Annotated in this window: 18 protein-coding genes; 8 read left to right on the forward strand and 10 right to left on the reverse strand. The window is 40.0% G+C overall.

Features of this window, described 5'->3' with window-relative positions; translation table 11 throughout:
* Nucleotides 1-310 precede the first annotated feature (310 nt).
* The 8 genes from BLR60_RS15835 (at nt 311) to BLR60_RS15870 (ending at nt 5436) form a co-directional block, all read left to right on the forward strand.
* A complete protein-coding gene (locus BLR60_RS15835) occupies nt 311-862 on the forward strand; it encodes an RNA polymerase sigma factor (RefSeq protein ID WP_057933206.1) in 552 nt (183 codons plus the stop codon).
* A gap of 10 nt (nt 863-872) precedes the next feature.
* Nucleotides 873-1220: an HMG-box domain-containing protein gene (locus BLR60_RS15840; protein WP_244155678.1), complete on the forward strand. Its 348-nt coding sequence runs from the start codon at nt 873-875 to the stop codon at nt 1218-1220.
* A 431-nt stretch (nt 1221-1651) separates the two neighbouring features.
* A complete protein-coding gene (locus BLR60_RS15845) occupies nt 1652-1918 on the forward strand; it encodes a hypothetical protein (protein ID WP_090501532.1) in 267 nt (88 codons plus the stop codon).
* Between the two features lie 5 nt (nt 1919-1923).
* Nucleotides 1924-2154: a hypothetical protein gene (locus tag BLR60_RS15850; protein WP_143009096.1), complete on the forward strand. Its 231-nt coding sequence runs from the start codon at nt 1924-1926 to the stop codon at nt 2152-2154.
* Between the two features lie 4 nt (nt 2155-2158).
* Nucleotides 2159-2551, forward strand: coding sequence for a glycosyltransferase (locus BLR60_RS15855; RefSeq protein WP_143009097.1), 393 nt, complete (start codon nt 2159-2161; stop codon nt 2549-2551).
* Between the two features lie 53 nt (nt 2552-2604).
* Nucleotides 2605-3057 (forward strand): Hsp20/alpha crystallin family protein, encoded by a 453-nt coding sequence (locus BLR60_RS15860; protein WP_090501537.1) that lies wholly within the window; start codon nt 2605-2607, stop codon nt 3055-3057.
* Nucleotides 3058-3240: 183 nt separating this feature from the next.
* Nucleotides 3241-4461 carry a DEAD/DEAH box helicase gene (locus BLR60_RS15865; protein WP_090501539.1) on the forward strand — a complete coding sequence of 407 codons (1221 nt, stop codon included), beginning with the start codon at nt 3241-3243 and terminating at the stop codon, nt 4459-4461.
* A gap of 69 nt (nt 4462-4530) precedes the next feature.
* Complete coding sequence (locus BLR60_RS15870; RefSeq protein WP_090501541.1) at nt 4531-5436, forward strand: AEC family transporter; 906 nt, start codon at nt 4531-4533, stop codon at nt 5434-5436.
* Between the two features lie 256 nt (nt 5437-5692).
* On the opposite strand, the gene BLR60_RS15875 is transcribed toward BLR60_RS15870, so the two are convergent.
* From BLR60_RS15875 to BLR60_RS15920, 10 genes are all read right to left on the reverse strand, one after another.
* Nucleotides 5693-6886 (reverse strand): C1 family peptidase, encoded by a 1194-nt coding sequence (locus BLR60_RS15875; protein WP_090501543.1) that lies wholly within the window; start codon nt 6884-6886, stop codon nt 5693-5695.
* 110 nt (nt 6887-6996) lie between these two features.
* Nucleotides 6997-8424: an L-serine ammonia-lyase gene (locus BLR60_RS15880; protein ID WP_090501545.1), complete on the reverse strand. Its 1428-nt coding sequence runs from the start codon at nt 8422-8424 to the stop codon at nt 6997-6999.
* 288 nt (nt 8425-8712) lie between these two features.
* On the reverse strand, nt 8713-9372 hold the full coding sequence (locus BLR60_RS15885) for an MgtC/SapB family protein (protein WP_090501547.1): 660 nt from the start codon (nt 9370-9372) through the stop codon (nt 8713-8715).
* Nucleotides 9373-9395: 23 nt separating this feature from the next.
* Nucleotides 9396-10409 carry a PorP/SprF family type IX secretion system membrane protein gene (locus BLR60_RS15890; RefSeq protein WP_244155679.1) on the reverse strand — a complete coding sequence of 338 codons (1014 nt, stop codon included), beginning with the start codon at nt 10407-10409 and terminating at the stop codon, nt 9396-9398.
* A 3-nt stretch (nt 10410-10412) separates the two neighbouring features.
* The gene (locus tag BLR60_RS15895) at nt 10413-16370 is read right to left on the reverse strand and encodes a PKD domain-containing protein (RefSeq protein ID WP_090501550.1); all 5958 of its coding nucleotides are present in this window, start codon (nt 16368-16370) and stop codon (nt 10413-10415) included.
* Between the two features lie 295 nt (nt 16371-16665).
* A complete protein-coding gene (groL, locus tag BLR60_RS15900; RefSeq protein ID WP_090501552.1) occupies nt 16666-18300 on the reverse strand; it encodes a chaperonin GroEL in 1635 nt (544 codons plus the stop codon).
* Between the two features lie 133 nt (nt 18301-18433).
* The gene (locus tag BLR60_RS15905) at nt 18434-18724 is read right to left on the reverse strand and encodes a co-chaperone GroES (RefSeq protein ID WP_025141798.1); all 291 of its coding nucleotides are present in this window, start codon (nt 18722-18724) and stop codon (nt 18434-18436) included.
* A 383-nt stretch (nt 18725-19107) separates the two neighbouring features.
* Nucleotides 19108-19872: a TIGR03915 family putative DNA repair protein gene (locus BLR60_RS15910; RefSeq protein WP_208600652.1), complete on the reverse strand. Its 765-nt coding sequence runs from the start codon at nt 19870-19872 to the stop codon at nt 19108-19110.
* A 174-nt stretch (nt 19873-20046) separates the two neighbouring features.
* Nucleotides 20047-21303 (reverse strand): putative DNA modification/repair radical SAM protein, encoded by a 1257-nt coding sequence (locus BLR60_RS15915; protein ID WP_090501554.1) that lies wholly within the window; start codon nt 21301-21303, stop codon nt 20047-20049.
* Between the two features lie 101 nt (nt 21304-21404).
* Nucleotides 21405-22049 carry an HD domain-containing protein gene (locus BLR60_RS15920; protein WP_090501556.1) on the reverse strand — a complete coding sequence of 215 codons (645 nt, stop codon included), beginning with the start codon at nt 22047-22049 and terminating at the stop codon, nt 21405-21407.
* Nucleotides 22050-22097 lie beyond the last annotated feature (48 nt).

A 22097-nucleotide genomic window follows, 5' to 3' on the forward strand; every position in this document is an offset into this window, starting at 1 on the left:
GTTGCAGGGTGCACCCACTTTGTACCTAAACCCGATTGCGGTGAAATCCTTTTTGTTGCAGCCAGGGCCTTGTGAAAGGGAACAAAAAGATTAAACCAAAAGCGGGGCTGCCGTCTGCCAAGAACCTCGTCCGTTCCTTTTCTAAAAAAGATAATAAAAACTATACCTTCTTTGCTCAAAGTCTTTTTAGACTTTCGATTTAGCCTTGTTTATTTCCAACATCAAACTTCGGAAGTTTGCCGAAAAAAATAAAGAAAATTTAAAGTAATATTGAGTTTCATCCGTTTACTGGATTATTAAGCAAAATTTAGTGCCAACAAACGAACCTCAAAATATCATTTCAACGGTTGCCAATTATGGTAAACGCTTATTCAGTTTCATCCGCGGCCGGGTGAATACGGATGAGGACGCGGAAGATATTTTGCAGGATGTTTGGTTTCAACTCAGCAATCAACCAGAAGCGGGCGCTATCGAGCAGATTAGCGGCTGGTTATATCGGGTAGCCAGAAATAAGATTACCGATAAATACCGCAAGCAAAAGGAAGAATCGTTAGAAGACTTCACTTTTGAAGGCGAAGACGGCGAAATCAATTTTAAGGAAATTTTACTTGCTGAAGCCTACTCGCCGGAAGAGGAGAGTTTAAAGAAACTATTCTGGGATCAATTGTTTTTGGCGCTGGAAGAACTGCCTGAAAATCAACGTTATGTATTTGTTCAGAACGAATTGGAAGAACGTACTTTTCAGGAACTGGCCGATGAGAGCGGGGAAAATATTAAAACATTAATATCAAGAAAAGGTTATGCGGTAAAACACCTGCGTAACCGTTTACAAAATTTATATCAGGAATTTATTAACTATTAAATTTACAGACATGATGAATAGAAATTTTAATCGCGGTAAGAAATTCATGTTCTTTTTCCCGGTAGCGGTGCTTATTGCAGCGGCTCTGGGCTACGTAGTTATGTCTTTATGGAACTGGATTCTGCCTGAAGTTGCCCATGCAGGGAGGCTTAATTATTGGCAGGCCCTTGGTTTGCTTGTGCTTTGCAGGATACTGTTCGGAAATTTTAATAAAGGGGGGCATGGCGGTGGTTTCCGTGAACGTGCACAGAAAATGCGTGCTAAATGGGATTCCATGAACGAAGAGGAGCGGGCAAAATTTAAAGAGGAATACAAGCGGAGATGTGGCGGATGGGGCCACCACCGCAATAAAGAATAGTTTGAAAGCCGATAGATTCGGGGTTTTTTGTTTTATACAATGCTGTCATTCTGAACATCTTGAAAGCCTCTCCGCGAATCGTCAACAGTAGCAACGCGGAGTGCCCGCCTGTGCGGACAGGCCTGCCCGTACAGGCATTTCGCTGCGCTTCAGTCGAAATGACGGCGATTTTTTAAACTGTCATACTAATAACGACTTTTCTACTTATTCTATTTGTTGGTGTCTCACCGACCGAAATGATGTATAAAATATCCTTCGACTCCGCGCAGGATGAGATCAGAGCATGAATTTCTTAGTAAATAAAAAAAATCAAAATATTTTAAAGTAAAAATAATCTTGCTCCGTCTTCCTATATAAATAACAAAAACAACAGCATTGCTAGTTCAACTTGTTTAAGGTGAATTAATTACAATGCTTCAAAATTATAACAAATGAAAAAAATATTAAAAACTATAGGATTCGGGATGCTACTTGGTGCAGCTGCTTTCTTCGTACCATTTGTGTTTAAATTTATATTGGCGATCATGCTGATCGGTTTAATGTTCAGGATCTTTACCGGTAGGCGTCGCCATTATTTTCACAGCCGCTTTAACGGTTTCGAAAACCATTACAGCCCAATCGTGCCGATCGATAACCAATGGTACAGGCCAAATGTACAAGGTAACGGAATAGTTAACCACATTAACGTAAATGATTAACCGCCATGAGAACATTTAGAATATTGCTGGCATTAGCCGTTGCTGCAGGAACTTTTTACAGCTTAAATGTACTGGCCGTTCAGTACGGATACCCTGATCGGTTAGATTTTAAAAACAGGCATTATCATGATGATTGTGATCACGCGCAATATAAAGACCATGGCTTCAGTCATCATCGTACGCAGAAGACTGATACCATTATCCCAACAGACAGTACAAACAAAGTAAATAGATAGCCTGATGTCAAAAGTACTTTTTTTAAGCGATCCATCTCGAGCCGATGTTAGTCCGATTTTGAGTATGGCAAATGAAATGATTACCCGGGGAGAACAGGTTACTTTCTTTAGCTCGGATGAATTTAAGGCTCCGATAGAACAAATCGGCGCAGATTTTAAAGCCTATAATCAGGAGTTGAATATTTTTCAAGGAGAAAAGGCTGTTGAAGATGAAGAAAAACCTAAATCGGGATTGATCAGTGCATTGCTGGAACCCATGAAATTTATCGATGATATTTTGGTTCAATTAAGGGGTTTAAAATTTGATTATGCCGTCTTCTCACCGGCCTATCCTTATGCAAATATCATTACACAGCTTTTAGATATTCCTAAAACGGAACAGGCGGTTTACAATTAATATTGGCTTAGGCCGATGAATTAACAGAATAAATACAATTAAAATTAAATAAAATGTACAACGAACATAGATGCCATTCGGGCAAGATGCATGGCCATTTCGGCACAGGAGCGGGAAAATTTAACAGACACTTTGGTGGTCCATTTGGTCAACATAAACACGCTATGTTTAACCAGGGCTTTAGAAAGGTACCGGTTAATATAGAAGAAACAGAAAGTAACTTTGTTATTGAGCTTTTTGCGCCGGCTTTGCTTAAAGAAAACTTAAAGGTAGTTACCAAAGATGACGTATTAACCATTTCTTACCAACCAAAAGAAGAAGCCGATGCAGGTAAAAAGTATAGCCGAAGAGAATATAGCAACGGCACTTTTGAAAGAGCCTTTAGCTTAAACGGAAAAGTTTTAGTAGAAGATATTTCTGCCAGTTACGCAGATGGAATTCTGAAGGTTACACTCCCTAAAAACCCTGAAACGAATACACCAGAGAAAGATATTCTGGTAGACTAAGTTTCGTCTATTATAATTTCCAGGCCCCAATTGTTTAAAGCAGTTGGGGCTTTTTTGTTTATTTTGAGAGAAAAGTAATAACCTGACAACGCTTTACAGGAATTAAGAAAGCAGAAATTAAATGTAGGTTTGTTATTCGCGGTATTTTAAGGTACTTTTGCTAAAAGACATAAACACAATAGATTGAATTTTAACGACTTTAATTTTAACCCCGATTTATACGAAGGCTTAATGGCCATGGGGTATAAAAGCGCTACTCCGATACAAGAACAAGCCATCCCGGTAATTTTAGATAATCATGATCTGATTGCCTGCGCTCAAACTGGTACCGGAAAAACGGCCAGCTACCTTTTACCCGTAATGGATAAAATTAGCAAAGCTGCCAATAGGCACAACAATACCTTAATTTTAGCACCAACACGGGAGCTTGCGCAACAGATTGATTTACAGGTAGAAGCTTTGGCTTATTTTACCAATATCAGTTCGTTAGCGGTTTACGGTGGGGGAGATGGTATTGCTTACGAACAGCAAAAACGATCCATGCGCGAGGGTGTAGATATCATTATTGCTACTCCTGGAAGGCTGATGGCGCATTTATCTTCAGGTGTATTAAAACTGGAACATTTACAGCATTTGATTTTGGACGAAGCAGATAGAATGTTGGATATGGGCTTTTACGACGACATTATCCGCATTATTAGCTATCTGCCGAAAAAAAGGCAAACACTGTTGTTCTCTGCTACGATGGCGCCGAAAATAAGGACCATGGCGGGCAAGATCTTACACGAACCGAAGCAGATTACCATTTCAATTGCTAAACCTGCTGAGGGAATTGATCAACAAGCTTATAACATTCACGATCAGCAAAAACAGGCTTTATTAACGGAGATTTTCAAAAGCGACCAATACAAAAGCAGTATCATTTTTGCCTCTACAAAAGAAAAGGTAAAGGCATTATATAAAGCCTTTAAAGGTTTGGGCATTAAAGCCGAAGCTTTCCACTCAGATTTGGGGCAAAAAGAACGAGAAGATATTTTATTAGCCTTCAAAAACCGAAGATTACCAATTTTAATCGGAACGGATGTATTATCTCGCGGTATTGATGTAGAGGGAATTGATTTGGTGATCAACTATGATGTTCCTGGCGATCCTGCCGATTATGTGCACCGCATTGGGCGTACGGCAAGAGCTGCAACTAAGGGTACAGCCATTACCCTGGTTAACGGAAGGGATAAGCGCAAGTTTGATAACATCGAAAAATTAATCGAGAAACCGGTTCCGCGCATGCCGCTGCCAGAAAGCATAGCTGCAATGGAAATTACGCATGTAGAGGAAAAGAAAGTACCGCAAAAAGGAAACAAAAAGGTTTGGCATAAAAAGAAAAAACCAAAACCTTCAGCTTAAAATATTTGAAACGCCATAAGACTATTCTTATCGGCGTTTTTCTTTTACAGATTATCTTTGCGCTATTCGATGGCAAATTTCATTCTTATCGGTTTATGCATTTTGGCTGGTATTCTTTTCAGAAAGAGTAAGTCATTGCCTAAAGATGCACATAAGGGCATTAATGCATGGATTATCTATATTGCATTGCCAGCAGTTTCGTTTAAATACCTGCCGCATATTACCTGGACTAAAGACCTTTTGTTTCCAGCGCTGGCGCCAATTGGTATCTGGCTGTTGGGTTGGCTGTTTATTTCCCTGTACAGCCGTACCCAAAATATGAGCAAAGCTACTGCTGGCGGATTAAAACTGACCGGTTCGCTGAGTAATACTTCATTTGTGGGGTTCCCGCTAATTTTGGCATATTTTAGCGAAAAGGAACTGGCCATCGCTATTATCTGCGATCAGGTAACTTTTATGCTGCTATCTACCATTGGTGTTATTGTGGCCATCCGCTCGTCGCAAGATCAGAAGTTAAGTCCAAAATTAGTGCTGAAAAAGGTACTGACCTTTCCGCCGCTTATTGGTTGTGTGCTGGCACTAACCATACCACGCTTTATTGATGTTTCTTCGTTAGATCCATTGTTCGATAAACTAGCGGGAACGGTTGGTCCATTGGCATTGTTTTCGATTGGCTTACAACTAAAATTTGGCGGTTGGTTTAGCGAGTTGAAACACATCAGCTTTGCTTTATTGTATAAACTGATTTTAGCACCCTTGGTCGTTTTGGTTATGGCACTCGTTTTAGGTATGAACGGAATGATTGCCAAGATAACCATTTTCGAAATGGCTATGCCAACACTGTTGACCGCTGGAGTGGTAGCCGATCAGTATAACCTTAACCCTAAGCTTTCTAATCTGGTGGTGGGGATAGGAATATCGCTATCGTTTATCACCACGGGTTTATGGTGGTTGGTGCTGAATTATTCGGGGTAGTTTAATGTTTACTTTTTTACCACAGAGACACTGAAGAGAAAAGGCACGAAGATCACAGAGGTTTGTATATTTTAACCACAGATAGAAAGGATGGGCACAGATAGAACTCTAATTTAATTATAGACGTCATAGTGAGTGGAGTAGGCTACTTCACAGGGTGTCTCAGTGTTCCTCTGTGTAAAACTCGGTGAGCTCTGTGGTTAACAAAAAAGCCGCAAAATTTCTCCTGCGGCTTCTTGAATGATTTAAGTTTAAATTACAAAGCCAATTTCTTGGTAATTGCAGATGGGATACCTGCTTTGTTTAATAAAATTGCTGTTGTTTTATATTTTACATAGTTTTTAGTTACGTATAAATATCCTTTGTAATCGTTGCTTGCTCCCCAGGAGTTTTTAACGATATAATATTCTTTACCGTTCTGATCTTTGGCTAAACCAACAATGTGCATACCATGATCATCAGTTGTTTGATAATTATCGAAAGCCAGCTGACGGTTTTCCTGCGTAATTTCCATCTCTGGCTGCGGACCGTTAAACATTTCTGCTTTTTGTTTCGCCGTCATATCCGCGAAAGGCGTTTGCGGCACAAAGGCTACACCATTTTTCCAGCTGAAGTTTTTTTCGCTAACATCTGTTGCCCAAGCCACTGTATAACCTCCTTTTAAGGCGTTATCAATAATGTCTGTTAATTCATTCACTTTTACGTTATAAACCTGATCGAAAGACCAGTTATCTGGTACCAATAAAGTAAATTTGCTATAGAAAGGGTGATCGTTGAATGAGGAAAGTTCTACGTAGTTATCTGGATTTAAACCAACCACATCCTGAGCGAAAGTTTTTGGTGTGTATTTTTTGCCATTATACGTAAAGTTTTCTGGTACAGCGCCTAAATAAGCATCAATTACGACAGTATAAGCTTTTAACCAGTTTGGTGTTAACTCACCATTAGCATTTTTTACCACAGCTTCTAATACACCTTTTTCAATATCGCCAAGTTCTGCCGTTTTATTGATTTTAGTACCATAGTTTAGTCCGGTGTATACCTCTTGTGGCACTGCACCATATTTTCTGTACATATTGATTACGTCGTGCAAAGCGCCACCATCGCCTAACGATACCGCCCCATGCATGCGCACGTAATTTTTACCTTTTTCTACATAAGCATTACGGGCCGAAAAAAGCGGAGATAAGGCTACAGGCTTTTTGCCTGCTTTAATCATTTCTGATTCTAAAAATGAGTTGGTAGAATAGCTCCAGCAGGTACCTGAAGATCCCTGGTTTTGAACGGGGGTATTGGCCAGGTTAATGACTTCAGTAAATTTAAAAGAAGCTGCACTGTTCTCGCTTTGGTTGTTTTTTAAAGAATTAACGAGATTGTCTTGTGCATAGGTCGCTGATATAGACAACGACAATGCCAAACCAATCACACTGATTTTGGTGTAGTTGATCATTTTTATGGATAATTAGTAATTCAGCGAATGTAAAAATACTTGTTGATTTGACCCTCAAAAATTTTGTAATAAATCGATAACATCGGTCATTTTATTGCAACAATGTTGAATTAACATTCCGGTAAACTGATTGGGATGTTGGTTGCCAATCCGCCATCTGATGTTTCTTTGTATTTGGCATTCATGTCGAGTGCAGTTTCCCACATGGTGTTTACCACAGCATCTAAACTTACTTTTGCCTTATCAGGATTACTTTGTAGTGCCAATTGGCTGGCGGTAATGGCTTTAATGGCACCCATAGTATTTCTTTCGATGCAAGGAATCTGTACCAGGCCGCCAATCGGATCGCAGGTTAAGCCAAGGTGGTGTTCCATGGCAATTTCTGCTGCCATTAAAACCTGTCTTTGCGAACCGCCTAAACACTCGGTTAAGGCCGCTGCAGCCATGGCTGAGGAAACGCCGATTTCGGCTTGACAACCACCCATAGCGGCTGATATGGTTGCTCCTTTTTTGAAAATACTGCCTATTTCTGAAGCACAGGCAATAAACTGGATGATTTTCTCTTCGCTATAGCCATCGCAAAAAGTAATAAAATATTGCAATACGGCTGGAATTACGCCTGCGGCACCATTGGTAGGGGCGGTTACCACACGACCAAACGATGCGTTTTCTTCATTAACGGCTAAGGCAAAACAGCTTACCCAATCTAAAATATAATTAAAACCGTTTCCGCCTTTTCTGATGGCTTCTACCCAGCCAGTATAATCTGCATATTCGTTTTTGCCAATTAATCGTTTATTTAATGGAAATGCTCTCCGCGCTACATTTAGGCCTCCGGGTAAAAAACCTGTAGTGTGACAGCCGCGATAAATACAATCGCGCATTACGGCAAAATGCTGTAAAATCCCTTTTTTTGTCTCTGCTTCAGTACGCCAGGCCAATTCGTTTTCCATTACGATTTCGCTCACTTTTAAACCTGTTGACAGGCACCAGTGTAATAGTTCTTTTGCTTTTTCTACAGGAAAAGGAAGGTCTACCTGGGCTTTTTTGCTATTGTCTTCGCCATCTTTTACCACAAAACCACCGCCTATAGAATAATAGGTTTCTGAAAAAGCTTTTCCATCTTTTAAAAATGCCTGAAAAGTAACTGCATTGGGGTGGAATGGTAAACTTTCGGCAAAAAGGAAAAGCAGATCGTTATCGTAATCAAAATCAATAATTAATTGATCGGCAAGATTTAATTTTTTATCTCTTTGGATACTTTCAAAAGTAGGGGTAACGGCATCTACATCAAAAGTTACCGGATCGGCACCTGTTAAGCCCAGTAGAATGGCTACATCAGTTCCATGCCCTTTGCCTGTTTTGGCAAGAGAACCATACAATAATATCTTGATACCTTCAACATTGTTAATCAGGTTGTGCTGTGTAAGGGAAGCCGTAAATTGCTGGGCAGCGCGCCACGGACCTAATGTATGTGAACTGGATGGGCCAATACCTATTTTGAAAATATCGAAAACCGAGATTTGTTCCTTGATCATGATGAAAGTTAGTTATACAAAGCTATAATTGTTTTATGATTTTGGATAAATTAATTTTCTGTGATTAATAGGCTTAATATGCTAATTTTTCATTTAAAGTTCCTCTAAAATTGGGAGTGGTACAGCACTCCAGATCGGACAAATGATTTTAGATGCCAGAATAAAATTCGACTCAATCTTGCGTTTAACTTTTGAGGAAATCTCGCTCAAAGGACAGAGCACTATTTTTGGTCTGTTTCACGTGAAAAGTCAAAACGACCAGGAGAAATGTGGGATTAATTTATTTGACTAAAAATCAAACTCAATAATATCCTTATCTTTTAGCATTCGCTCTACAAACTTCTGGTGGTTTTGCGGTGTGCCGGTAGCCGTCCAGTTTCCGGTAATGATGTTGTTTACCAATTGATGCTTACCACGTTGGGGTTTAAGTTTACTTTCTCTAAAAACTTCTTCGTAGCTTTCTAAATCGCCATGTGTATGTTGTTTTTTAACAATGCGATAGATCCGTTTGGTGAAACGTCGGTCGCCGATTTCTTCTAGAAAGGGGAAGATAATTAAAGCCAGGATCACCACAATGGTAACGCCAATGGCCTGTTCGTAATAACCAGAACCTACGGCCATGCCAATGGCTGCTACAATCCAGATGATACAGGCTGTAGTAAGACCTTTAACCCGATTTTCTTCCTTAAAAATTACACCGGCCCCTAAAAAACCAATGCCGGTTACAATGTTTGATGCGATTCGATCCTGACTGGCGGGCCCGATATTAATGGACAGAATGGTAAATAAGGTAGCGCCCAAACCAATCATCATCATGGTTTTTAATCCGGCAGATTTACTTCTGTACTCGCGTTCGGCTCCGATTATACCGCAAAGCAAGGTAGCCAATAAAAATTTATTGATTTCGCTTTGTGTAATAAAATGGTTTTGTTCTATAATTTCGTTCATCGCCTTTAATTGTCAACGGCAAATTAATAAAAATCATAACATCTTAGTCCATTTGCACGGCTACCAGTTGAACTATTTGGAAAATATTTTTCATAACCTAAGCCAATTTCAGATGTTCCGCCTGTATTGCTATAGTTAATTTTAGAAGTTGTAGCATCGTGACTGATTCCCAACCTGAATTTTTCACCATTGGTTTTGCGGTTAAAAATATCGAAGATTACAGAAAAAACAATCGCATCATTTCCATTCGAATTGCCATCATTACGATACCATATACCGGCATTTATACTTGCATATTTATACTGCATGCCCGCACTGAATGATTTTACGTTGCCTTGTTTGTAAGCTACTATGGATGGGATGAGGTAATTCCCGTCACGATCATACTCATCTGGCACCAAAGTTAATTTATAACTTAAATTGCCTGAGATGCGCATTGGCAGCTTGGCCTGAAAACCTGATATAGATTCATTCGGACGGTTAAGGTGATGTGCTGCTAATCCCATCATAAATTTTCCCACTACGAGGTTGGCACCAGCATTTGAATCAAAGTAATACCGGCTATCTACACTTGGTCTTTCGGCGCCCGAAATACTACCTGGTATATAACCTACGATATCGATCTGATCGCCGAACACCAGTTTATCCCAATTTAACTTTTGGTTTGTAATGCCTCCTTGTAAACCAAATGATAAAGCAAAATTATCTCCACCAATGATATAAGAATAGCTTAAGGCAATGTTGTTCTTGAGCAGATAGGCTGTGCCCTCACTGCTACGGTTAAAAATAATTCCAATGCCGCTGTTTAGTCTGGATAGATTAATATCTCCTGAAGCCATCATGTACGAGTAATCGCTGGCCAAACCAGTCCATTGGTTACGGTAGAGTGCGTTAAACCTCATGTCGCCTTCGAATTGCCCGGTAAGTGCGGGATTTAAATAAACTGGCGCATTGTAAAACTGTGAGTAAATGTGATCTTGCGCCAAAGCAACCATTGGCAGCAACCAAAACAAAAATATGATTACCCTTCTACCCATTATCTATCTGATTAAATATATTACGCCGGTTTTTCGGGCAGGAGATGAATCGTAAGTCATCCCTTTCCACTCACTTCCGTTAGTAAATTTGACTTCTGCTTTCCAGTAATAAACACCTTGTGGCTGTTCCTGGCCTTTATATGTGCCATCCCAACCTTCTAAAGGTGCGCCATCATCCAATTTACTTGTTTCCCAAAGTAACTCTCCCCATTTGTTGAAAATAGCCATGTTCCATTCTTTTATACCCCGACCTTTTGCTTTAAAGATTTTAATCTCATTTTTCGCGCTTGCCGGCATAAAGGAGTTGGGAATGTTTAAATTGCCTGGTACACTAATAATTTTCACGAATTGGAAGGTAGTAGAAGAACAACCTTCTTTGTTCAATACTTTCAGGGTTACATTATAGGTGCCTTCATTGGGGTAAGTATGGTTTGGGTTTTGTAAAGTCGATTTCGCACCATCGCCAAAAGACCATTCCCAGCTAACCGAGCCTGCGCTTATATCTTTAAAGCCAAAAGTATAATTCGGAACAGATATTTCGTTCCCAGGGCTAACCGTAAATGTGGCTACTGGTGGCGCAACAATACGGATGAAATCTGTTTTTGTTACGGCTTGAGAACAATCCAATGCATTGATTGCGGTTAAGGTTACGGAGTAATTTATATCAGATCCGATGTAGGTATGCTGTGGTTCAAATTCATTTGAGATCGGGGAACCATCGCCAAAATCCCATGTATAACCGATAGCACCAATACTGGTGTTTTTAAATTTAACAACCAGGTTGGTACAACCAACAGTTTTATCGGCACTGAAACTTACTGTAGGTTGGTCAAGTACGGTTACAGTTTCAGTTGCTGAATTTCTGGAACAATCATTTTCAGCATCTAACCTGATGGTGTATCTTCCTGCTTTGAGAAAAGTATATGGAAAAACGCCCGTATTGTTTGTCGGGATAACAACGGGTGCCTCGCCAGAATCTTCATTAGTAATAGTGTAAACGTAGCGACTGGCTCCGCTGGTATTATTTAAAAAGTTTACCGTCCAGGGTGCGCAACCTTTTTTCTCGTTACCATTTACTACTAATGCTGGTGTAATATCATTTGGCGAAACCCTGATCACAACCGGGGTAGCATTTGTCTCGCCACAGCTATTCTTAGCCGTCATGTTAACAATAAAGTCTTTAACCACAAGTGTTCTAAAGGTATGGCTTATCGTGTTTCTATCTGTAAGAGGACCTGATGAAGTGCCATCACCAAAATTGTAAGTGTAGGTTGTCCCTGCGCTTTCCGGGCTGGTGTTAATGAAGTTTACAACAAGATCAGCGCATCCTGTTGTTTTATCAGGCGAAAATATGGCAACAGGTATGGCATGTACAATAACCGTTGCAGTTGTTACAACAGGAATGCCACAGGGTAAGGTTGTTGTTAGCGTAATATTATAGGTTTTATCTTTCCCGGTCGGATCAGCCTGAAAAGTTACTGCTGCAGGCTGTGCGAGGGTAGAAGACTGACCATTGCCGAAATTCCATGCATAAGTTGCGCTGTTAAGCGGATCAGTAGTGTTGGTGAAAGTTACACTAAGCGGACCACAACCTTCTGTTGCACTTTGTGTAAACGATGGTGTAACACTAGGGAAAGTACTAAATATTTCGCTTTTTTCATCCTGATTACAACCCAGGCTACTGGTAACAACAAGTTTTATGGTTACGCTTTGGTTACCGTTCGTAATGGTATAACCTGGGAATGTTGCTCCTACTCCGATTTGTACATTATTGGCGAACCAGGTATAAACACTATTTCTATCAGGATATAATGTTACGGCAATATTAGTTGCATCGAGTGTAAAAGGAGCACAGCCCGTGTTGGTGTTGTAAGTTATCTCAGCTTTTGCATTTGGGTTTACCGTAATCTTAATCTGGTTGCTTAAACTATTATCGCAAACCCCGCTGGCAACTGATCGGCGGTAATAAATGCTTGCCGTTGGTGTTGGCGGCGTAAAGTTTAAACTGTTTGCCCCCAACACATCGCTCCAATCCGTTCCATTTAAGCTTGATTGCCATTGATAGGTGTATGTTCCACTACCGCCACTTGGTGTACTACCTGTTAAAGCTGCGGCAGCTGTGCCGGTACATATATCTTGATTGGCAGAAATGGTATTGTTGGTTATCGCTGGTAAAACGGTAATCTGTACCGAATTGCTGAACGAGGGACAAGAGGTGCTGTTTACTATCCGCCTGAAATAACCAGATGCATTAGCCGTTATGGTTAAATCTTTATTAACGGCCGAAGGAATATTTGCCCATGTATTGCCATCGGCACTGCTCTGCCATTGGTAGGCATAAGTGCCTGTTCCTCCTGTAGGTGCATCGCCGTTAATGGTAATATTCTGTCCTGAGCAAGCGGGTGTAGCCGATGCGCTAATGTTATTAGTAACTAATGGATAATAAGTAACAATTACATCATCGGTAGAAGGTGGACAAGCGCCAAATCCGGTAATAGTCCACCTAAAGGTGTAAGTTTCTCCAGGTATTAAACCGCTAACTGTAGTGTTATATAGGTTAGGATCGGTAATAACAACATCTGTTTGAGCCGATACGATGGTCCAGGTGCCACTGTTCGGTGCCGGATTGTTTCCATTGAGGTTAATACTGCTTCCGGTACATAAATTTTGGTCAGGACCTGCGTTGGCTACAACAGTTCCGGGATTTACGGTGATGGTAGTTACGGTAGAAAAAGCTTCTGCACAACTGCCGCTTTGCACCACTGCCCTGTATTGTGTGGTAATGGTGAGGTTAGTAAATACATATGGATTTGCAGTTGAAGTGATGGTAGACCAGTTAATCCCATTATCAATAGATCTTTCCCAGCGGATAATATTGCCAACCTGCCCTGCCAAATTGATGTTCCCTCCGTTTGAACCCGCACAGACGTTCGCATCCCCTGTTGTGGTACCACCAATACTGAGTGGGTTAACGGTGATTTGAACATCATCACTGGATGTAGAACAATTAGTGTCGCTTATTGTCCATCTAAAGGTATAAGTATTCCCGGCCTGTAAACCTGTGATGGTTGTGTTGCCCTGCGTGTCATCAGCAAACGTTACAGCTGTTGGCGCCGTAACAGTTGTCCATTTGCCGGTACCAACTATTGGATCATTTCCTTTTAAAGTGTAAGAGCCGGTATTGCAGATCGCTTCATCCATGCCAGCACTTGCTGGTGTTGCGCTGGGTAAAACTATAATGGTAATATTAACAGGCGTACCTGGACAGCCATTTGTAGATACGGGTGTAATGGTATAGGTTACGCTGCCACTGGTGGTACCTGAGTTGGTTAAGATGTCGTTTATCTGTGTTTCTGCTGATGCAACATTTCGATTGCTATTTCCCGTGATGCTTCCGGTTACGGCGCTGCTGTAGGTATAATTTACTCCTGCAAAATTGCCAGATAGGCTAATGGCAGATGATGTTTTGTTACAGATGGTTGAACTGGCCGATGTAGCAGCAACGATAGGATTGGGCTTCACGGTAACCAACAAATTAAAAGGCGTTCCATTGCAGCCGTCGAAATTGGGCGTGATGGTATATGTTACGCTGGCATCGGCATTAATATCGGTGTTGGTAAGCACATCATTAATATCTCCAGTCCCGTTAACCGTATATCCGGTTACAGAAGGTGTACTAGTAGCCGTCCATGTATAGGTTACGCCCGCTACAGCTGAAGTTGGCGTATATGCTACACTATTACCGGTACAAATGGTTTTGTTGGCTGCGCTTGTTAAGCTGATATCTGGTTTAATTTTTAAGATAATTTCATCGTCAATCTGGTTACATGGTGCAGCCAATGAGGTAGTAACCCTTAATATTAATGTAACTATACCGGCTCTTTTTTCGGTCAATGTTGGGGTATAAACGGCATTCAAATCATTTCGGTTGGGTGTAAATGTACCTTGCCCGCCAACCCAGGTTTGTGTGGTTGTGGTTCCGGTTACCGCGCCATTTAAAGTAAAACTCGGATCGTTAAAGCAGATACTTTGATCGGGACCTGCGTTAACCACAGGGGAAGTACTGAAAGTAATTACCTGTGTATCTTCTGCTGTACCACAATTATTTTGATGAACAACTTTTATGGTATAAGTATCGTAGCTATCAAATTTTATAGAGGGATATTTAGCATTTGCCGTTGTGCCGTTAGTAAAGCTGTAAGTTCCTGTTCCCGACGGAACAACAGTCCACGTATAAGTGTCTGGTAAATCTTTTATGGTACCTGATATTAATGTTTTGGTCGGTCCTGTTGTGATGTTATTAAAATCGTAAACTGCAAGGTTACACAAGGTAATATCAGGTGAAAGTGTAGCTTGCGGGTTTTCATTTACCACAACAGTTTGTGGCTGGCTGGTAATTAGACCACATGATGGTGTGCTAATGCTTAAAGTGATGGTATAGGTTCCTGCAGTGGGGAAACTAAATACGGGCTCTTTACTTGTTGCATTGGTGCCTCCTACAAAACTAACTGCAGGACTGACTGTCCATGAATAGTTATTCCCTGCACCGCAGATATTATCTAAAACAGAAAGGTCAGTTGCTTTTAGTGTGGTTCCGGCACAGATTGTACTGGATGGTAAACTGAAATCTGGCTTCGGTGGGTCCTGTATGCAGATTTTCATTTCTACCGGATCGCCGTTACATGCGCCGGAAGTGTTTGATTCTAGTCGGATAACATGCTCGCCACGTGTCGTAAATTTATGTACAAGATTATATGACCTGGGTTGATTTGCTTTTACTGGTACACCATCTACATACCAGTTATAAGTTACTTCATTTGGCGCACAGCCTATGGTATTGGTGTTTGGATTTTCGCCACGTGTAGAAGTGTTTGCAAAAGTAATGTCGGCATTGGTACAGCCAGGGCTATTAAAAGCAAAAGAATTTTCCGGTTTAACCACTACTTTGGCCGAAGAAGAAACCGGTGTGCCAACGATGCCACAAAACGTGTTCGATACATTAATGGATACATCAAATGCATTAAAAATAGTGCCTGCACTGGAGGTTGAAACGCTTCCACAGGATGATTTCATGTAGGAGTGGGTTACAGTGCCACCATTATTGATAATATCGCAGAGGGTATAGGTAGTTGTAGATTGGTCGCCCCAATTAATGGTGTAAATATTGCCTGGGAAGTTGTTTTGAATCCCGGAAGCTGAAGTAACATCAACACTAAATGTTAATGCTCCTAATGGCAAACATACCACGGTATTACCTGTATTGGCAAAGGCGGTAATGGTTTTATTATTAATCAACAGATAGGCTTTGGTGGCAACCGAGCCATCAGGCATTACTGCCCTGGCATAAATTGTGTAATGCGATTGTTGGGCCGTAAAACTTTGTATCGGAGTAGGAAAAGACAATGTGGTGGTGGTACCGCCACTGCCCTGATCGGTTACTGTTGCCGTAACATTGCTATTTGCTGTAGATTCATTGGTGATCAGAAAAGAATTGTTTGGCTTGCTAATACAGGTTCCAAAAGTTTCTCTATTGTTATTGTTTAAATAGGTTGAGGTGAGCTTGGCTTCAACAGAAGCACCAGCTTTAACCTCGAAAGGAGCAGAGGCAGCACTTACCGAGGTTGGCAAGGTTGTTTTAACCCGAACGCGATAGCCTGTTCCTGGCGTAAGGCCTGTAGGGAGCAATCCGTTTACGTAAGTGCTATAAAAGCCAGCATAAGAGCCAATAAGTGATTCTGCCGCAAAATTACCGTTTTGATCTGATAAATAGAGTTGAAATTGATTTCCCTGAGCGGTACAACTTGCCGGTACTTGAAAAGGAACAGCAATGGTACTGCCAGGAGTATATGGTCCGGGATCTATTCCACCAACGTTTACCTGTGCGTAAACATTTGACGCAAGTAGAAATGCCCCAAAAAATAGCACAAAAGAAAACCTTAAGCTTTTACAACAAATCTCCATAAAACACTAATAGCAGGGAATGATTTTATTGTGTTCCAGAAGCTTTGTCAGTTTAACTCGCTTAGTTAAATATCAAAAATGAATATTCGACTTGAGACACATCAATAAATATACAATATAAATAACGTATTTTTTATGTTAAGCTTGCAAAATTTTACACCAAAGCTAAATAAATGAGTAGGTTATAAGCGTGGTAAAGTTTCTTTAAGTATGATAAAGGCATAAAAAAACCCTCAAGGTATTATACCTTGAGGGTTTTTTTTTACACGAAATCGGTTTCGTTATGGGGTGAATGTTACATCATACCGCCCATACCGCCGCCGCCCATTGGAGGCATTGGAGCACCACCTTCTTCAGGCTCGTCTGCTAAAACAACTTCTGTAGTTAATAACATCGCTGCAATAGATGCTGCGTTTTCTAAGGCTACACGGCTCACTTTAGTTGGATCAATAACACCTGCTCCAATTAAGTTTTCGTAAACATCAGTACGTGCATTATAACCGAAATCGGCTGTACCTTCTTTAACTTTCTGAACTACGATAGAACCTTCAATACCTGCGTTTTCGCAAATTTGACGTAATGGCTCTTCAATCGCGCGACGGATGATCTGGATACCTGTGTTTTCATCCTCATTAGCACCTTTTAGGTTTGCTAAAGCTTCAACAGCACGGATAAAAGCTACACCGCCACCTGCAACAATACCTTCTTCTACAGCCGCACGGGTTGCATGTAAAGCATCATCAACACGGTCTTTTTTCTCTTTCATTTCAACCTCACTTGCTGCACCAACATAAAGTACTGCAACACCGCCAGCCAATTTAGCTAAACGCTCTTGTAATTTTTCTTTATCGTAGTCAGAAGTAGTCGTTTCGATTTGTGCTTTAATCTGGTTAACGCGTGCTTTGATATCATCTGTATTACCCGCTCCGTTAATTACAGTTGTATTGTCTTTATCAACAACAACTTTCTCTGCAGAACCTAAATAAGTTAAATCAGCATTTTCTAATTTGTAACCTCTTTCTTCAGAAATAACAGTACCTCCGGTTAAGATTGCGATGTCTTCTAACATTGCTTTTCTTCTGTCACCAAATCCTGGTGCTTTAACAGCAACAACTTTCAGTGAACCACGGATTTTGTTAACCACCAAAGTAGCTAAAGCTTCGCCATCTAAATCTTCAGCAATGATTACCAATGGTTTACCAGTCTGAACTGTTTTTTCTAAAACAGGCAACAATTCTTTCATGTTGCTGATTTTTTTGTCGTAGATTAAAATGTAAGGACTGTCTAATTCAGCTTCCATTTTATCTGCATTGGTTACAAAATATGGAGATAAGTAACCTCTGTCGAACTGCATACCTTCAACTGTTTTAACTTCAGTTTCAGTACCTTTTGCTTCTTCAACAGTAATTACACCATCTTTACCAACTTTACCCATTGCCTCAGCAATTAAAGCGCCGATTACTTCATCGTTGTTAGCAGAGATAGACGCAACTTGCTTAATTTTATTATTGTCTTCACCTACAGTTTGCGATTGTGTTTTTAAGTTTTCTACAACAGCAGCAACTGCTTTATCGATACCGCGTTTTAAATCCATTGGATTTGCACCGGCAGCAACGTTTTTAATACCGGTAGTGATAATTGCCTGGGCCAATACAGTGGCAGTAGTAGTACCGTCACCAGCAATATCAGCTGTTTTTGAAGCTACTTCTTTAACCATTTGAGCACCCATGTTCTCTACCGCATCTTTCAATTCGATTTCTTTTGCTACCGTAACACCATCTTTGGTAATGGCCGGTGATCCGAATTTTTTATCGATAATTACGTTACGTCCTTTTGGACCTAATGTTACTTTTACTGCATTTGCAAGAATATCAACACCTCTTTTCAGGGCGTCGCGTGCTTCTACGTTATATTTTACTTGTTTAGACATTTCTTTTTGAATTTTGAATGATTGTATGTTAGAATGATTGAATTTGTATTCTTTTCATTCTAACATGATTATTTTACTTGTTGATTAATGCCGAATTCACACATTCGAAATTCAGTCATTCAATCCTTATTTATTACCCAACAACAGCGTAGATATCAGTTTCACGCATAATCAGGTAATCTTTACCTTCATAAGGGAACTCAGTACCGCCGTATTTACCATAAATTACAACATCGCCAACTTTTACGCTCGCTTTTTTACCTTCAGAATCTTCTTCAGAAACAGAAACTACAGTCCCTTTAGATGGTTTTTCTTTTGCAGTATCAGGGATATACAAACCTGATGCAGTTTTTTCTTCAGCTGCAGCCGGTTCAACGATTACTCTGTTCGAACTGCCAGCAATTGGTTTAAGGTTTAACGCCATAACTTTTATTATTTTTTTATTTTGATTTGAGTTTTTTACTACGCTTACAATTAACACTTTTTATGCCAAGTGATTTAGAGGGACAAATTTTCACCAAACTGTCAATCTTTTCATGCTAATGATTTATAGGTGTGTCAGCATGGCAGTATGTTTTGGTTTTTAACCTGGATTATGTTTAACTTTTGAGCATTCACTGCGCGGCCGTCATGCTGAATTTATTTTACAATTGGAAGTAATATTTTCAACTGCCTTGTAGCTACTATGTGGTTAGTATCTTTCCGGCCGGATAGTTCCTGAAATAAATTACCTTCGGTAGGCTTGCTTAAGATTCGGTTTACCTTATAACTTTCCGCTTCGCTACGGGTTGGTGATGACTTGAAAGTTTAAAGTATTTCCTTTTCTGTTAAATATTTCCAATACCGCTTTGGAACATGTTGTACATGTAATTTAGTGTTTTTACGGGCTACAATGTTTGCGCTTTTAAAATAATCTTTCCAGAGCGTCGCATATAAAGCTTCGCTTTCATCCATTAAAATTGATGCGGGGTTTTGTTTATTTATACCATTGGTAAAACTGATCGTAATTTCTTCAACCGAGGTTAAATTATAGTGTAAGCCATACTTACGTTTTAAATCATAAATGACCCATTGTTGGTCGGCATATCGGTTTTTAAAATGATTGGATATTAAAGGCAGCACATTAAAATCAGGATCAATACCAGCATAAAATATTCCATCGCCGGTTTTCTGAAAGCGGATAAATGCTTCCATCCGGTGTTTTTCGCGTTCTACACTTTTGGCATATTTAGAAAGGGCAATTACATGCTCATTGCCATAGTTGCTTTCTGCACCGGCAGCATGTTTAAAAATGTAAATCGAAAATTGAAAAAGATGATTGTAAGCTTCTGAAACCTCAGATAAATAACTGCAATAAAATTTGCGGAGCCATTCTTTTTTCAGCTTTTTCTGAAGCCCGGCCCAAACGCGGTCGGCCTTTGTTGCATCGGTAATCACCGTAAAACTTTCTGCAAAAGCTTGTGGCTGAAACATTTCGGTTGATTTGAGCATAGTTTCACCAGGTTTGCGCTCAAAATATTCGAAAACAGCTGTTAAAAGCCCTTGTAGCGAACCATCGAAAATGTAGGTCATAATTATATATACAGGTTTTATATCGGCTGAGGTAATATTATAATTATTAATTGTCATTCTAAGCTTGTCGAAGGACCTCTTTCAATTTCTTAAAAGCGATTCGACAGGCTCAACGTGACAGATCAATGTGATATACAGCTTATGACACAATTTTGCATTCCACAGTAAAAGGCGTTAAAACAAAATCATCTGGTTGTTATCCGTTTTTAAATATTTGCTCTTGCTTTCAGCAAGAATAAAAGCTTTAATCTGGGTGCCCTGATAATCTTTCAGTTGATATGGACTGTCCAGGCAAATAATAAAATGTTTGGCCCGATTGTAAGCCACGCCTATTTTTTTTAACTGATCAATCCTGAGTTTTCCAAATTTACGGGCCTGCACAATTTTCTTTGCCGACATGACGCCTATCCCAGGGATCCTAAGGATCATTTTATAATCAGCAGTATTAATATCAACCGGGAAATGCTGCATATTTCTAATGGCCCAGCTTAATTTTGGATCGATATCAATATCCAGGTTCGGGTTGGCATCGTTTAAAATTTCCTGAACCTTAAAGCCATAAAACCGCATCAACCAATCGGTTTGGTATAAACGGTTTTCTCTTAACAAAGGCGGTTGTGTGCCCAGTATAGGCATCCTGGTATCGTTGCTAATGGGTACATAACCAGAATAGTAAACTCTTTTTAAGGAGAAGTTGTTATAAAAGGCATTGGCGGTATACATAATATCTTTATCGCTCTCGGGCGTGGCGCCAATAACCATTTGAGTGCTTTGCCCTGCCGGTACAAATTTTGGGATGTGTTTGATTAATTTTTTATCTGCCGAGAACTGGGTAATCTGTTTTTGCACAAAATCAAGCGGCTTAATTACGTCAGCATGGCTTTTTTCGGGCGCTAAAAGTTTTAGTCCGGCCTCGGTAGGCATTTCGAGATTGATGCTCATCCGATCGGCATACAAACCAGCTTCTTTTATCAATTCATCACTGGCACCAGGAATGGTTTTTAAATGAATGTAACCATTGTAATTTTGCTCTAAGCGCAATTTTTTTACCACCAGTAACAACCTTTCCATGGTAAAATCGGCATTTTTAAAAATCCCTGAACTTAAAAACAAACCCTCTATATAGTTTCGGCGATAAAAATTCATGGTCAGTTCTACTACCTCATCAACTGTAAAGGCTGCACGCTTTATATCGTTACTTTTGCGCGAAACGCAAAATAAACAATCATAAATGCAATGATTGGTTAGCAGGATCTTTAATAAAGAAACACATCGGCCATCTTCTGTGTAGGTATGGCAAATGCCTGAGGTATGGCTGTTACCAAGTCCTTTATTATCATTCTTTCTTGTGCCGCCGCTTGATGAACAGGAAACATCATATTTAGCAGCGTCAGCAAGAATATTTAATTTTTCACGGATACGATCAAACATAGGGATTTTTTTACTAACAAAGATAGCTTAATAACTAAAAATATTAGCAAATAAGTCGATTTAATCTATTCGAATTTGGAATAATCGTATTAGGTTGAAGTTTACTGTCCTTCCCATTCTTTATAAAAGTGTTCCAGGTAAAGCAGCATAAAATTGTGCCTTTCTGTTGCCATTGCTTTTCCTGCTTTTGTATTCATCATATCTTTTAGCAACAACAGTTTTTCGTAAAAATGGTTAATAGTTGGTGCAGTAGTATTTTTATAACTTTCTTTGTTGAGGTGTTCTTGTGGTAAAATTGCAGGATCGTAAAGTACCCTGTTTTTGAATCCTCCATAGGTAAACGCCCTGGCAATGCCAATAGCGCCTATGGCATCTAAACGGTCTGCATCCTGTACAATCTGCATTTCTTTTGAAGTAAAACCTGCACCATCAAAGCTATTTTTGAAAGACATGTTCTGGATAATCAGTTTAACATGATCAATTACCTCGGCATCAACAGCAATTGATGAGAGGAAAGAGGCAGCCATATTTGGTCCAAGTTCTTCATCACCATTATTAAACTTAGGATCAGCAATATCATGTAACAATGCGGCGAAAGCCACTACAAGTTCATCGCCATTTTCTTGTTTGTTAATGGTTTGCGCGGTTTTAAAAACACGTTCTATATGAAACCAATCGTGTCCGGCTTCGGCATTAGCTAGTGTTTTTTGAACAAAATCGATGGTTTTTTGAATGGAAGCCTGCATAATTTTAAATTTATCCCAAAGGTATCGGAATTATCTGCAGGGCACAAG

Origin of the sequence: Pedobacter terrae (assembly GCF_900100705.1) — a bacterium.
Lineage (GTDB): Bacteria > Bacteroidota > Bacteroidia > Sphingobacteriales > Sphingobacteriaceae > Pedobacter > Pedobacter terrae.